Genomic DNA, 13,744 nt, shown 5'->3' with positions numbered 1-13,744 from the left:
CCGTCCGGCACGGCCGTGGTGGTCGCCGTCGTCGGCCCGACGGCGACGGGCAAGTCGGACCTCGCGCTCGAGCTGGCGCAGGCGCTGTCGCCGGACGGCGCCTCCGACGGCAGTGCCCGGCGCGATGCCCGTCAGGAGGGCCGGCGCGGGGCGGCCGCCGCCGAAATCGTCAACGCGGACGCGTTCCAGCTCTACCGGGGCATGGACGTCGGGACGGCGAAGGTGCCGCTCGCCGAGCGGCGTGGGATCGTCCACCACCAGCTCGACGTGCTGGACCCGCGCGAGGACGCCTCGGTGGCGCGCTACCAGCAGGCCGCGCGCGCGGACCTGGACGCGATCGCGGCCCGCGGCGCGCGAGCCGTCGTCGTCGGAGGCTCGGGCCTGTACGTGCGCGCGCTGCTCGACCACATGGACTTCCCCGGCACCGACCCGGACCTCCGGGCCCGCCTGGAGGGGCGCGCCGAGCGGGAGGGGCGGCGGGCGCTGCACGACGAGCTCGCCCGCCTCGACCCCGACGCCGCGGCGTCGATCGGCCCCCACAACACCCGCCGGATCGTGCGCGCGCTGGAGGTCATCGAGCTGACGGGCCGCCCGTACACCGCCAACCTGCCCCGCCAGGAGCACGTCCGCCCGGCCGTGCAGATCGGTCTCGACTGCGACCGCGAGGTGCTCGACGCGCGCGTGGCCGGGCGGGTGGACCGCATGTGGGACGAGGGCCTGGTCGAGGAGGTGCGGTCGCTCGCGTCGCCGGAGCAGGGCGGCACGGGCGCGGGCCTGGGCACGACGGCGGCGCGCGCCGTCGGTTACGCCGAGCTGCTCGCGTGCTGGCGCGGGGACCTCACGATGGACGCCGCGCGCGAGGCGATCGTCGCCAACACCCGACGGCTGGCGCGCAAGCAGATGGGCTGGTTCGGGCGGGACCCCCGCGTGCACTGGCTCGACGCCGGGTCGCCCGACCTGCTCGAGCAGGCGCTCGCGGTGGTCCGCGCCGCCGACGACGGGGGGCTGCCGGAGCCGGGGACGGCGCCCGTGCGCCGTAGTCTGGGCTCATGACGCTGCGCTTCACCAAGGGTCACGGCACCCAGAACGACTTCGTGCTGCTGGCCGACACGCGGGGAGACCTCGAGCTCACCCCGGACCAGGTGCGGCGCCTGGCCGACCGCCGCGCCGGGATCGGCGGCGACGGGGTCATCCGGCTCGCGCCGACGGCGGCCGTCGCGCGCGCCGGCGAGGCGGTCGCCGACCGCGTGCTGGCCGAGGAGCCCGCCGCCATCTGGTTCATGGACTACCGCAACGCCGACGGTTCCGTCGCGCAGATGTGCGGCAACGGCGTGCGCGTCTTCACGGCCTTCGCCGAGCAGCTCGGCCTCGCGGACCTCGACGACGGGCAGGAGCTCGCGCTCGGCACCCGCGCCGGGGTGCGCCGGGTCCGCAAGGAGCCCGGCGGCTGGTACGCGGTCGACATGGGGCCGTGGGCGCTGCCCGGCGGGCAGGAGGCGGCGGCGCGCGGCGCCGACGCCGCCGTGCTGGTGCGCGGCTGGGACGCCCCGCGCCCGGCGCTCGGCGTCGACCTGGGCAACCCCCACACCGTCGTCGCCCTCGCACGGGCGTCCGAGCTCGCCGAGGCCGACCTGACGCGTGCCCCCGAGGTCGACCCGCTTCCCCCCGAGGGGACCAACGTCGAGCTCGTGGTGCCGCTCGCCGAGACGGTGGACCCGGACGGGCGGGCGGTCGGGCACGTGCGGATGCGCGTGCACGAGCGCGGCGTGGGGGAGACCCAGTCCTGCGGCACAGGCGCGTGCGCCGCGGCGCTCGCGGTGCGGACGTGGGCCGCGGCGGGGTCCGACGGCCCGGTGCCGGACGTCTGGGAGGTCGAGGTCCCCGGCGGGCTGGTGCGCGTCCGGCTGCTCGACGGCGGCCACGTGGAGCTCGCCGGTCCGGCCGAGCTGGTGTTCAGCGGCGAGACGGAGCTCGCGGACCTCTGACGGGGTTCGGGGCGACCGTGAGGGGGCGGCGTCAGCCGACCCGCAGCACCCGGAAGCCCTTGGACGAGGACGCGCGCTCGACGTCGCGGCCGAGCTCGGCCTCGATCCAGCGGGCGAGCGAGTCCGAGCCCAGGTTCTTCTGCACCACGAGCCACGCCCGTGCGCCCGGCGCGAGCCGGGGGAGCCAGGTGCCCAGCAGGTCGTGCAGCACGGCCTTGCCGACCCGGATCGGCGGGTTCGACCAGATCGCCGCGAACCGGACGTCGTCCGGCACGTCCTCGGCGCGCACCGCTCGCACGTTCTCCAGGCCGAGGCGTGCCGCCGTGGTGCGCAGGAGATCGAGCGCACGCTCGTTGACGTCCACGGCCCACACGGTGGCTCCCGGGGAGGCGATCGCCATCGAGAGCGCGATCGGGCCCCAGCCGCAGCCCAGGTCGAGCAGGTCGCCGGTGGCGGGCGGAGCGGGCACCTCGCCCAGGAGCACCCGGGTGCCCTTGTCGACGCCGCCGGGCGAGAAGACGCCGGAGGCGACGTCCACCTCGACCTCTCGTCCGGCGAGCTCGACGACGGCGCGACGGCGCTCGGCGGCCGAGGCCGGCTGCGCGGTGAAGTAGTGGTCGGGCTGCTCGCTCACCCGGCGATCCTAGGTCGCGCCCGTCGCACCGTCGTCCGCCGTCGTGCGCGGGCCGTCCGCCCAGGGAAAAACTCTCCGCCGGGACGTTCTCGCGTGGGACCCTTGTTGTACCGATGCGGCGGCCGGACCGCCGACCCCGACCCGAGAGGCACACCTTGACCCACACCCCGACCAACCCCGACACCCCGCAGGCCGACGAGACCGCCGGGGCTCCCGGCGCCGACGCCTCGGTGGACGCGCGCCGCGAGGCCGAGCGCGACGCCCAGGCGATCGCGCAGGACGTCGTCGCACGGGTGCTCGCGCGGGCCGGGACGGCGCGGTCCGAGGGCGCCACGGTGCACACCACCCACGACGGCGACCAGCTCGACCTCGAGGAGCGCATCTCGCTGCGCCGCGTCGCCGGGTTGTCCACCGAGCTCGAGGACGTCACCGAGGTCGAGTACCGCCAGCTCCGCCTGGAGCGGGTGGTGCTCGTCGGCCTGTACTCCGGCGGCGAGGCCGCGGCCCGCGAGGCGGAGGTCTCGCTGCGCGAGCTCGCCGCGCTCGCCGAGACCGCCGGCTCGCAGGTCCTCGACGGGCTGCTGCAGCGTCGCCAGAAGCCCGACCCCGGCACCTACCTCGGGTCCGGCAAGGCGGCCGAGCTGGCGGAGGTCGTCGCGTCCGTCGGCGCGGACACCGTCGTCGCGGACACCGAGCTGGCGCCCTCCCAGCGCCGTGCGCTGGAGGACATCGTCAAGGTCAAGGTGGTCGACCGCACCGCGCTGATCCTCGACATCTTCGCCCAGCACGCCAAGTCGCGGGAGGGCAAGGCCCAGGTCGAGCTGGCGCAGCTCGAGTACCTGCTGCCGCGCCTGCGCGGCTGGGGCGACTCGATGTCCCGCCAGGCCGGCGGCCAGGTGGGCGGCCAGGGCGCGGGCATGGGTTCGCGCGGCCCCGGTGAGACGAAGATCGAGCTGGACCGCCGCCGGATCCGCAACCGGATGGCCAAGCTCCGTCGCGAGATCGCCGCGATGGCGCCGGGCCGCGAGACCAAGCGCCTCGACCGCAAGCGGCACGGCGTGCCCAACGTGGCGATCGCCGGCTACACCAACGCCGGGAAGTCGTCGCTCCTCAACGCGCTCACCGACGCCGGCGTCCTCGTCGAGAACGCGCTGTTCGCGACCCTGGACCCGACCGTCCGCAAGGCCCGCACCGAAGACGGCCGCCCCTACACGTTCACGGACACCGTCGGGTTCGTCCGGCACCTGCCGCACCAGCTCGTCGAGGCGTTCCGGTCCACGCTCGAGGAGGTGGGGGACGCCGCGCTGCTGCTGCACGTGGTCGACGCCTCCCACCCGGACCCCGAGGGTCAGATCGCCGCGGTGCGCGAGGTGCTCGCCGAGATCCCCGGGATCGCCGACGTGCCCGAGGTCGTCGTCCTCAACAAGGCCGACGTCGCGGACCCGGCGGTCGTCGGCCGGGTGCAGCGCCGCGAGCGGCGCAGCGTCGTGGTGTCCGCGCACTCGGGCGAGGGCATGGCCGAGCTGCGGGAGCTGATCGCGGCCGAGCTGCCCCAGCCGCACGTGGAGATCGACCTGGTCGTCCCGTACTCCCGCGGTGACCTGGTGCACCGCGTGCACGAGGCGGGAGGCGCGGTCGCCGAGGAGCACCTCGCCGAGGGCACTCGCCTGCGGGGTCGCGTCGACGAGGCGCTCGCGGCCGAGCTCCGGCTCGCCGCCGTCGCGGGCTGACCGCCGCTCCGTCCCTGCCGAGGTCGCGCGCCACCGGCTCGCCGTGATCCCTCGGAGCTGCGTGCGGCTTCATGTGGCTTCATGTGGCTCCGCGTGGCTCGACCTCGCGGAGCTGTGGGCGAGGCCCGGGGCGGTCGGCGGGTCGCCCTAGGATCGTCGGGTGACCTCCGCCGACGCTCCCGACGCCCCGCAGCTTCTCGACCTGGCGGTGGGGGCCCTCGGCGGCGGACGCCGGGAGGGTCAGCGCCGCATGGCGGAGGCGGTGGCGGAGGCCGTCGACGACGGCCGGCACCTCCTGGTCCAGGCCGGCACGGGCACCGGCAAGTCGCTCGCCTACCTCGTCCCGGCCGTGCGGCACGCGGTCGTCGACGGCAAGCGGGTCATCGTCTCCACGGCCACGCTCGCCCTGCAGCGCCAGGTGGTGACGCGCGACCTGCCGCTGGTCGCCGAGACCGTGGGGCCGAAGCTGCCCCGCGCGCCCAAGGTGGCCCTCCTCAAGGGGTGGCACAACTACCTGTGCAAGCACAAGGTGACCGGCGGCTACCCGGTCGAGGGCGCGACGCTCTTCGACCTGCCCGCCGACCCCGGCCCCGGCGAGGGAGCCGGGGCCGAGCAGCACCCGGCGCCTCCTGGCCCGCGCGGGCGGGGCGGGCGGCCCGACGACGCCGCCACGCTCGCCGACCACGTGCGCCGGCTGCACTCCTGGGCCGACGAGACCGACACCGGTGACCGGGACGACCTGGTGCCCGGCGTGCCCGACAAGGCCTGGCGCCAGGTCTCCGTCACCGCGCTGGAGTGCCTCGGCCAGCGGTGCCCGCTCCTCGCGGAGTGCTTCCCCGAGCGGGCCCGCGCCGCGGCGCGCGAGGCCGACGTCGTCGTCACCAACCACGCGATGCTCGGCATCGCCGTGTCCGGGAACCCCGGCGTGCTCCCGGAGCACGACGCCGTCGTCGTCGACGAGGCGCACGAGCTTGCCGAGCGTGTGACGGCCGCCGCCACCGTGGACCTGTCGCTGACCGTGGTGGACCACGCCGCGCGGCTCGCGCGGCGGCACGGCGGCACCGAGACCGAGGCGCTCGACGCCGCCGCCCAGCGCCTGGGCGGCCTGCTCGCCACCGCGCCCGCGGAACGGTTCCCCCTCGGCCTGCCCGACGACCTGCGTGCCGCGGTGGGCGGCGTGCGCGACGCGGCGCGCGAGCTCCTCACCCGTCTCAAGCCCCAGGGCGGGGCCAAGGGGCAGGAGGCCCCGGACGCGGGCATGAAGATGGCGCAGTCCGCGGTCCTGCAGCTCTTCGAGGTCGCGGAGCGGATGGCGGCCGAGGACACGACGGCGGACGTGCTGTGGTGCTCGCGCCCGCCGGAGAACGCGCCGTGGGCCGGGGACGGGGTCACGCGGCTGCACGCCGCGCCGCTCGCGGTGGCCGGGCTCATCCGCACCCACCTGCTCGGCGAGGCGACCGGCGTGTTCACGTCGGCCACCCTCACGCTCGGCGGCACGTTCGACCCGGTGGCGCGCTCGCTGGGCCTCGCGGGGTCGGGGGGCTCCGACGAGACGGCGGACTGGTCGGGTCTCGACGTCGGCAGCCCGTTCGACTACCCGCGCCAGGGCATCCTCTACGTCGCGCGGCACCTGCCCGCCCCCGGCCGCGAGCCGACGACGGACGCGCAGCTCGACGAGATCGCCGGCCTGATCGAGGCGGCCGGAGGGCGGACCCTCGGGCTGTTCTCGTCGCGGCGGGCGGCGTCGGCCGCCGCGGAGGCGATGCGCGAGCGCCTGGACGTGCCCGTGCTGTGCCAGGGGGACGACCAGCTGCCCACCCTGGTGAAGGCGTTCGCGGACGACCCGGCGACCTGCCTGTTCGGCACGCTCTCGCTGTGGCAGGGCGTGGACGTCCCCGGGCCGAGCTGCCAGCTGGTCCTCGTGGACCGCATCCCGTTCCCGCGCCCGGACGACCCGGTGAAGGCGGCGCGGGCCCGGTCGGTGGAGCAGGCGGGCGGCAACGGGTTCATGCAGGTCTCGGCGACGCACGCCGCGCTGCTCCTGGCCCAGGGGGCCGGCCGGCTCGTGCGCACGGGGGACGACCGCGGCGTCGTGGCCGTCCTCGACCCGCGCCTCGCGACCGCTCGTTACGGGACCTTCCTCACCCGCTCGATGCCGGACTTCTGGCCGACCACGGACGGGGAGCTCGTCCGTGCTGCGCTCCGGCGCCTCGACACCTAGCGTGGGGCCGTGAACGAGACACGCAGGACGACCAAGCTCGCGATCGTCGGCGCGGGCGCCGTGGGTTCCACCCTCGCGTACGCGGCGCTGGCCAGGGGTGCGGCGCGGTCCGTCGCCCTCCTGGACGTCAACCGCGCGAAGGTGGAGGCCGAGGTGCTCGACCTGCGGCACGGGGGCATGTTCATCCCCCAGGCCGAGATCGACGGCTCCGACGACGTCGAGGTCTGCCGGGGCGCCGACATCGTCGCGGTGACGGCCGGGGCCAAGCAGAAGCCCGGCCAGAGCCGCCTCGACCTGGCCGAGGCCACGGTCGGCCTCACCCGGTCCATCCTGCCGGGCCTCCTCGAGGTCGCCCCGGACGCGGTGTTCCTCATGGTGACCAACCCCGTCGACGTGGTCACCTATGCCGCCCAGGAGATCAGCGGACTGCCGCGGGGGCGGGTGTTCGGCAGCGGGACCGTCCTGGACTCGTCGCGTCTGCGCGACGCGCTGGCCCGCCACTGCGGGGTCGCGGTCGGCAACGTGCACGCGAACATCGCCGGTGAGCACGGCGACTCGGAGATCGTGCTGTGGAGCTCCGCCACGATCGCCGGGGTACCCCTGCTCGACTGGCGGCCCTTCCGGGGGCGCCCGCCGCTCGACGAGCCGGCCCGGCAGAGCATCGCGACCGACGTGGTCGAGTCGGCCTACCGCGTCATCGCCGGCAAGGGGGCGACCAACTATGCCGTCGGCCTGGCGGCGACCCGGATCATCGAGGCGGTCCTCAACGACGAGCACCGCGTGATGAACGTGTCCTCACGCCTCGACGACTTCTACGGCATCAGCGACGTCTGCCTGTCGGTGCCGTCGCTCGTCGACCGACGGGGTGTGGCGGAGACGATCGACACACCCCTGTCGGACGAGGAGATCGCCGGGCTGCGGACCTCGGCCGACAGCATGCGGGCCGTGCAGCGCCGGCTGGGCTTCTGACCGTGACGCGACCGCAGCCTGCCGTGCCCCGGGCACGGCAGGCTGCCGACGGGGTCGGCGCGGCTCAGAGGCTGCGCAGCACCGCCACGACCCGACCGAGCACCTGTGCCTCGTCGCCCTGGATGGGGGAGTAGGCCGCGTTCTGCGGCAGCAGCCAGGTGTGCCCGTCGGCCTGCTTGAACGTCTTGACCGTGGCCTCGCCGTCGATCATCGCGGCCACGACCTCGCCGTTCTCCGCCACCGGCTGGCTGCGCACGACGACCCAGTCGCCGTCGCAGATCGCGGCGTCGACCATCGAGTCGCCCGCGACCTTGAGCAGGAAGAGGTCGCCGTCGCCGACGACCTGTCGCGGGAGCGGGAAGACGTCCTCGACGACCTGCTCGGCGAGGATCGGGCCGCCCGCGGCGATGCGCCCGACCAGCGGGACGTAGGACGGCGCCTGCGCCGGCTGCGCGTCGGACGCGGCGACGGAGCCCGCGACGAAGCCGGGCGCGTCGCCGGCGTCCGAGGCGGCACCGTCGGTCGCGGAGGTCTCCGGGTCGACGACCTCGATCGCGCGCGGACGGTTCGGGTCGCGACGCAGGTAGCCCTTGCGCTCGAGCGTGGTGAGCTGGTGCTTGACGGAGGAGGGGCTCGCGAGGCCGACGGCCTCGCCGATCTCCCGCATGGTGGGCGGGTAGCCGCGCGCCTCCACCGAGCTGCGGATGGTCTCGAGGACCCGCCGCTGGCGCGGCGTCAGCCGGTCGGCGGCCGGCGAGAGCTCGCTCACCGAGGCCAGCGCCGTCGAGGAGGACCCCGCCGTCGTGGCCGCGTCCTCGGGGGTCTCGTCCTGGCCGACCCACGACGTCGCCGCCCTCGTGGACGCCGGCGCCTGGTCCCGTCCGCTCGTCATCGCGTTCTCCGTCCTCCAGGGGCGCGGCCCGCGGGCGGGCCGATGAAATCCGACAAACCTTCCATCGCGCTGCCGCCACTCTAGGCCAGTTCGCGCCCGACATCAAACATCTGTTCGATCGGGGCTCGACCGTGTCGCCTCGTCGTGGTACACCTAGTACAGCAGTTCGACGTACAGGTGTTCGACGAACGGATGTTCGACGGACCGGATGCTCGACGGGCCCGCCGCCAGGCGCGGCACCCACGTGGACCGACCGGAGGCAGGACGATGCAGAACGTGCGCAGCACCAGCGACGCTCACGGGTTCCTCGGGCTCGGAGGGCTCCGGCTGACCGGGCGGGGGCGGGTGGTTGTCGCCGCGCTCGTGCTCCTGGTGCTCGTCGGGGCGGGGCTGTTCGGCCAGCGCGCCATGGCCGGGTCCCCGGGGGCCGGCGTCGAGGTGCGGCTCCAGACGGTGGCCCCCGGCGACACGCTCTGGCAGTACGCGCAGCAGGTGCGCGACTCGGGCGAGGACCTGCGGGACGTCGTCGCCCAGCTCCGCGACCTCAACGGCCTGACCACGGCGGAGCTCCAGGCGGGCCAGGTCGTGGTGCTCCCGCTGGACTGACGTGCGCCGGGGCGGCGGAGCCCTGCTTGCGCGGACGGTCGCCCGCCGCTTACCTTGTCGGGCAGCCGGGCGCCGGTCCGGAGCCGAGCGCAGGAGACCAGCGATGCACTGCCCGTTCTGCCGCCACGCGGACTCGCGAGTCGTGGACTCGCGCACCTCCGACGACGGCGCCTCCATCCGACGTCGTCGCCAGTGCCCCGCCTGCCAGCGCCGGTTCACCACCATCGAGACCGCCAGCCTGTCCGTGGCGAAGCGCTCCGGGGTGACCGAGCCCTTCAGCCGGGACAAGGTCGTGGCGGGGGTCCGCAAGGCGTGCCAGGGCCGGCCCGTGAGCTCCGACGACCTGGCCGTGCTCGCCCAGAAGGTCGAGGAGACGCTGCGAGCATCCGGTCGCCCCGAGATCGAGGCGAACGAGGTGGGGCTGGCGATCCTCGGCCCCCTGCGGGAGCTGGACGAGGTCGCCTACCTGAGGTTCGCCAGCGTGTACCAGTCCTTCGAGTCCCTGGAGGACTTCGAGACCGCGATCACCTCCCTGCGCGCGGAGCACGAGGCCCGGGCGGCGGCGTCCGCCTCCGGCCCGGACGACCCCGGCGAGAGCCCGGCGGGCGAGCCCGCGGCAGCGGGACGCGGCACGGCGACGGACTGAGGCCGCCCCGCGCCCGGTCCTCGTGAAATGCCCTGGCGCCCGGGAGGCCGTCGCGGCATCCTGGACGGCACCAGGTGCTGCGCGGTCCGCCGTGCGAGCACGTCCACCCCGACCGACGAGGTGACCGTGATGACGACGGACGACGCCAAGGCTGCGGACGACTCCAGGGCGAGGCCCAGCGAGGACACGAAGGCGCGCTTCAGGGCGGCGCTGGAGAAGAAGAACGCCGCCAGCCACCCGACCGCCGGCAAGGACGGCAACACCGGTCAGGTGCACGGCTCGGAGACCTCCGGGCCCGTGCAGAAGATGTTCCGCCGCAAGTCGGGCTGAGCCGCCCGCGGACGGACGAAGGGCGGCCCCGGGGAGATCCGGGGCCGCCCTTCGCATGTCGCGGCGCCCGCGCCGGTGGCGGGCGTGGTCCCTCAGCCGGCGGCGGGGCCGGGCGGGAACTCGGGCCGCTCGAACGCGTCGCGGATGCGCAGGCGGATCGTCGAGTCCATGGCCTGCAGCTTCGCCGACGCGCCGCGCTGCGTGACGTCGGAGATGTCGGTCACCACGTAGCCGATCTCCCCGCGCGTGGCCAGCATCTGCGCCTCGATGTTCGCGCCGTGGTCGGCGAAGACCTGGTTCACGCGGGCGAGGACGCCGGGCACGTTGCGGTGCAGCAGCATGATGCGGCCCACGCCCGTGTGCGCGAGCTGGAGGTTCGGGAGGTTCACCGACAGCGTCGTCGACCCGGTCGCCACGAAGTCCCGCAGCTTCTTGGACACGAACTCGCCGATCGCCTCCTGCGCCTCCTCCGTCGAGCCGCCGACGTGCGGCGTGAGGATGACGTTCGGCAGCCCGCGCAGGGGTGACGTGAAGTCGTCGCCGCGCTTCTTGGGCTCCGTCGGGAAGACGTCGACGGCGGCGCCGCCGAGGTGGCCGGAGAGGATGTGCTCCCGCAGGGCCTCGACGTCCACGACGAAGCCGCGCGACAGGTTGAGGAAGATCGCGCCGGGCTTCATGCCGGCGAACAGGTCGGCCCCGAAGAGGCCGGCGTTGCCCGGCCGCCCGTCCACGTGGATCGTCACCGCGTCGGCCTCGGCGAGCAGCTCCTCGATCGTCTCGACCCGGTGCGCGTTGCCGAGCGCGAGCTTCTCGGCCGTGTCGTAGAACACGACCCGCATGCCGAGGTTCTCGGCGAGCACCGAGAGCTGGGAGCCGATGTTCCCGTAGCCGATGATGCCCAGCGTCCGGCCGCGCACCTCGTGCGAACCGTCGGCCGTCTTGTCCCAGACGCCGTCGTGCAGCGCCTTGTCGCGCACCGTGAGGCGGCGGGTCAGGGCGATGATCTCCGCGATCGCGAGCTCGACGACGGAGCGCGTGTTCGAGTACGGCGCGTTGAACACGGCCACGCCGTGGGCGGCGGCGGCGTCGAGGTCGATCTGGTTGGTGCCGATGGAGAAGGTGCCCACGGCCTGCAGGCCCGGGACGCTCTCCAGGACCTTGCGGGTCACGGTGGTCTTGGACCGGATGCCGAGGATCTGGAAGTCCGCGAGGGACTCGATCAGCTCGGACTCGTCGAGCGCGCCGGGGCGCGTGACGACCTCGATGCCCGCATCACGAAGATTCTGGGCAGCGACGGGGTGGACGTTCTCGAGAAGGAGGGCTCGCAGCACGAGGCCATGGTGCGCCGTGCGGGCCCGCGCCGACAAACGCGTCTCACGCCGCGGCGAGCTCCACGATGCCCGCGGGCAGGGGGTGCTCGTGGACGACGACGAGCCGCTGCGTGGGCCGGGTCATCGCGACGTAGAGGTCCGACGCGCCGCCCGGGCCCTCCGCGACGGCCACCGGCTCGACGAGCACGACGGCGTCGAACTCCAGCCCCTTGGCCGCGCGCGGGTCGAGCACGCTCACCTGGGCGTCCTCCGGGCGCTGGGCGAGCAGCCGGGCGGCCTCGTCGGCCCCCAGGGCGCCGGGCAGCACGGACTCCACGGCCTCGCGCAGCGCGTCGACCTGGTCGGCGGCCGCGATCACAGCCACCCGGCCCGCCCCGTCGGCGCCGACGAACTCGCCCGCGAGGGACGCCAGCTGGTCCGCCACCTCCTGGACGAGGACCGGGCGCGCGGGACCCGACGGCGTGACCCGGGCGAGCTCCAGCGCACCGTCGACCTGCCGGGCGGCGGTGAGCGGCGAGACGGGGAGCTCGGCGCCGGCGGCCATCCGCTGCGCGGCGTCGGCGACCGCGGCCGGGGTGCGGTACGACACGGTGAGCTCCTCGAGGCGCCAGGAGTCGCCGAGCACCGGGTCCAGCGCGCGGGCCCACGACCGGGCGCCCGCGGGGGAGGACGTCTGCGCGACGTCCCCGACGATCGTCATCGAGCGGGTGGGCACACGGCGCACCAGCATCCGCCAGGCCATGGGGGAGAGCTCCTGCGCCTCGTCGACGACCACGTGCCCGTACGTCCACGTGCGGTCCTCCGCGGCGCGCTCCGCCGTCGTCAGTCGCGGCCCGGTGGACTCGAACCGGGAGGCCAGCGTCTCGGCGTCGACCAGGCCGCCGCCCGCGCCGGTGGACTCGAGCACGGACCGGGCGTACTCCAGCTCGGCGGCGCGCTCGGCGGCTCGCGCCCGCGCCTCGGCCTTGGCGATCGAGCCGTCCTCGCCGAGCAGCTCGGCGGCCTCGTCGAGCAGGGGCACGTCGGCCTCCGTCCAGGGCGCGTCGGGCTCGCGCCGCAGGGCGGCCCGCTCGCTCGCGGACAGCTCGGGCGCGGCCTCCGCGAGCCGGTGCGGCTTGGCGAAGAGGTCGGACACGAGCTTCTCGGGCGTGATCGGGAACCAGGCGAGGTTGAGGGCGACCCGCACGTCCCGGTGGGAGCGCAGGTCCTCGGTGACCATCGCGACGTCCTCGGGGGCGAGCTCGGTGTCGGCCGCGGCGCGGTACTGGTCCACGAGGCGCGCGAGCATGTCGCGGACGAAGGCGGCGCGGGCCTCGTTGTGCGGCTTGTGGGTGCGGCGGGCGCGCGCGATCGCGTCGCGCACATCCCTGCGGCGCACCACGAGGTCGTACCCCTCGAGGCGGAACCGGACGTCACGGGCCGGGACGCGCTCGCGGGCGCGCACGGCGCGCCGCACCACGTCGCGCCACAGCAGCCGACCCTTGATCTCGGTGGCGGCGGGGGAGTCGGCGAGGTCCGCCCGGACGCCGGGCAGCAGCTCGCCCACCGTCGTGGCCACGACACCGGTCTCGCCGAGCGACGGCAGCACCTGGTCGATGTACCGCAGGAACGCGCGGCTCGGCCCCACGAGGAGGACGCCGCTGCGCTCGAGCACGCGCCGGTGGGCGTAGAGGAGGTAGGCGGCGCGGTGCAGGGCCACGGCGGTCTTGCCGGTGCCCGGCCCGCCCTGCACGACGAGCGCGCCGGCGAGGTCGGCGCGGATGATCCGGTCCTGCTCCGACTGGATCGTCGCGACGATGTCGGTCATGCGGCCCGTGCGGCGCGCGGCCAGCGAGGCGAGGAGGGCGCCCTCCCCCGAGAGGGTCGACGCGGCGAGGGAGCCGCCGTCGCCCTCGACCCCGTCCGCCAGGGCGTCGAGGTCGAGCACCTCGTCCTCGAGCCCGGTGACCGTGCGTCCCGTCGTCACGAGGTGCCGGCGGCGGCGGACGCCGGCCGGGTGGAGGGCCGTGGCCCGGTAGAACGGTGTCGCGGCGGGCGCCCGCCAGTCCGTGAGCAGCGAGCGGTGCTCGGCGTCGGCGAGGCCGAGGCGGCCCACGTACCGGGTGTCGCCGTCGTCCAGGTCGAGGCGCCCGAACGCGAGCCGGTCCTCGACGGCGTCCAGCTGGGCCACCCGGTCCTCGTAGAGGGTGGCGAAGGCGTCCCGCTCGCTCCGGTTCTGCGGCGACCCCGACGGCCCTGAGCGTCGCACCTCCGCGAGCCGGTCGCGCGTCGCGCGCCGCAGCTCGTCCAGTCGGGCGTAGAGGCCGTCGACGACCCCCTGCTCGCGTGCCAGCTCGTCCTGCCTGCCTGCCACGCATCCTCCCCAGCGTCCTTCGGGCCGCGCGCTCACGACGGCGCGGC

Annotated in this window: 12 protein-coding genes; 8 read left to right on the top strand and 4 right to left on the bottom strand. The window is 75.3% G+C overall.

Going from position 1 to position 13,744, the window contains the following annotated elements; translation table 11 throughout:
• The first annotated feature begins 15 nt into the window (after positions 1 to 15).
• Both miaA and dapF read left to right on the top strand, forming a co-directional pair.
• Positions 16 to 1,053, top strand: coding sequence for a tRNA (adenosine(37)-N6)-dimethylallyltransferase MiaA (gene miaA, locus ACH436_RS15625; protein ID WP_430561338.1), 1,038 nt, complete (start codon positions 16 to 18; stop codon positions 1,051 to 1,053).
• Positions 1,050 to 1,985 carry a diaminopimelate epimerase gene (dapF, locus tag ACH436_RS15620; RefSeq protein WP_430561120.1) on the top strand — a complete coding sequence of 312 codons (936 nt, stop codon included), beginning with the start codon at positions 1,050 to 1,052 and terminating at the stop codon, positions 1,983 to 1,985. Before miaA ends, dapF begins: the two co-directional genes overlap by 4 nt.
• A 31-nt stretch (positions 1,986 to 2,016) precedes the next feature.
• On the opposite strand, the gene ACH436_RS15615 is transcribed toward dapF, so the two are convergent.
• On the bottom strand, positions 2,017 to 2,619 hold the full coding sequence (locus ACH436_RS15615; protein WP_430561119.1) for a class I SAM-dependent methyltransferase: 603 nt from the start codon (positions 2,617 to 2,619) through the stop codon (positions 2,017 to 2,019).
• Between the two features lie 155 nt (positions 2,620 to 2,774).
• Here ACH436_RS15615 and hflX point away from each other — a divergent pair, with 155 nt between their 5' ends.
• The 3 genes from hflX to ACH436_RS15600 all read left to right on the top strand — a co-directional run bounded on the left by hflX (position 2,775) and on the right by ACH436_RS15600 (position 7,539).
• The gene (gene hflX / locus ACH436_RS15610; protein ID WP_430561118.1) at positions 2,775 to 4,349 is read left to right on the top strand and encodes a GTPase HflX; all 1,575 of its coding nucleotides are present in this window, start codon (positions 2,775 to 2,777) and stop codon (positions 4,347 to 4,349) included.
• A gap of 160 nt (positions 4,350 to 4,509) precedes the next feature.
• Positions 4,510 to 6,570, top strand: a complete 2,061-nt coding sequence (locus ACH436_RS15605; protein ID WP_430561117.1) for an ATP-dependent DNA helicase — start codon at positions 4,510 to 4,512, stop codon at positions 6,568 to 6,570.
• A gap of 9 nt (positions 6,571 to 6,579) precedes the next feature.
• Positions 6,580 to 7,539: an L-lactate dehydrogenase gene (locus tag ACH436_RS15600; RefSeq protein WP_430561116.1), complete on the top strand. Its 960-nt coding sequence runs from the start codon at positions 6,580 to 6,582 to the stop codon at positions 7,537 to 7,539.
• A 64-nt stretch (positions 7,540 to 7,603) separates the two neighbouring features.
• On the opposite strand, the gene lexA is transcribed toward ACH436_RS15600, so the two are convergent.
• A complete protein-coding gene (lexA, locus tag ACH436_RS15595; protein WP_430561115.1) occupies positions 7,604 to 8,431 on the bottom strand; it encodes a transcriptional repressor LexA in 828 nt (275 codons plus the stop codon).
• 276 nt (positions 8,432 to 8,707) lie between these two features.
• On the opposite strand from lexA, the gene ACH436_RS15590 reads away from it, so the two are divergent.
• From ACH436_RS15590 to ACH436_RS15580, 3 genes are all read left to right on the top strand, one after another.
• Positions 8,708 to 9,037, top strand: a complete 330-nt coding sequence (locus ACH436_RS15590; RefSeq protein WP_430561114.1) for a LysM peptidoglycan-binding domain-containing protein — start codon at positions 8,708 to 8,710, stop codon at positions 9,035 to 9,037.
• A 103-nt stretch (positions 9,038 to 9,140) separates the two neighbouring features.
• Positions 9,141 to 9,683: a transcriptional regulator NrdR gene (gene nrdR, locus ACH436_RS15585; protein ID WP_430561113.1), complete on the top strand. Its 543-nt coding sequence runs from the start codon at positions 9,141 to 9,143 to the stop codon at positions 9,681 to 9,683.
• A gap of 129 nt (positions 9,684 to 9,812) precedes the next feature.
• Positions 9,813 to 10,013: a DUF5302 domain-containing protein gene (locus ACH436_RS15580; protein WP_430561112.1), complete on the top strand. Its 201-nt coding sequence runs from the start codon at positions 9,813 to 9,815 to the stop codon at positions 10,011 to 10,013.
• A 92-nt stretch (positions 10,014 to 10,105) separates the two neighbouring features.
• Here the strand turns inward: ACH436_RS15580 and serA are convergent, their stop codons facing one another.
• Positions 10,106 to 11,344 carry a phosphoglycerate dehydrogenase gene (serA, locus tag ACH436_RS15575; RefSeq protein WP_430561111.1) on the bottom strand — a complete coding sequence of 413 codons (1,239 nt, stop codon included), beginning with the start codon at positions 11,342 to 11,344 and terminating at the stop codon, positions 10,106 to 10,108.
• Between the two features lie 43 nt (positions 11,345 to 11,387).
• On the bottom strand, positions 11,388 to 13,697 hold the full coding sequence (locus ACH436_RS15570) for a HelD family protein (RefSeq protein ID WP_430561110.1): 2,310 nt from the start codon (positions 13,695 to 13,697) through the stop codon (positions 11,388 to 11,390).
• Positions 13,698 to 13,744: the final 47 nt, after the last annotated feature.

The organism is Isoptericola sp. NPDC019693 (genome assembly GCF_044389085.1).
In the GTDB taxonomy this organism is placed as follows: domain Bacteria; phylum Actinomycetota; class Actinomycetes; order Actinomycetales; family Cellulomonadaceae; genus Isoptericola.
This window is presented reverse-complemented; position numbering and strand designations above follow the sequence as displayed.

What these genes read in the sequence shown, in the direction of transcription:
- dapF (WP_430561120.1), top strand. Translation starts at nt 1,050, where the DNA reads ATGACGCTGCGCTTCACCAAGGGTCACGGCACCCAGAACGACTTCGTG.
- lexA (WP_430561115.1), bottom strand. Translation starts at nt 8,431, where the DNA reads ATGACGAGCGGACGGGACCAGGCGCCGGCGTCCACGAGGGCGGCGACG.
- nrdR (WP_430561113.1), top strand. Translation starts at nt 9,141, where the DNA reads ATGCACTGCCCGTTCTGCCGCCACGCGGACTCGCGAGTCGTGGACTCG.
- ACH436_RS15580 (WP_430561112.1), top strand. Translation starts at nt 9,813, where the DNA reads ATGACGACGGACGACGCCAAGGCTGCGGACGACTCCAGGGCGAGGCCC.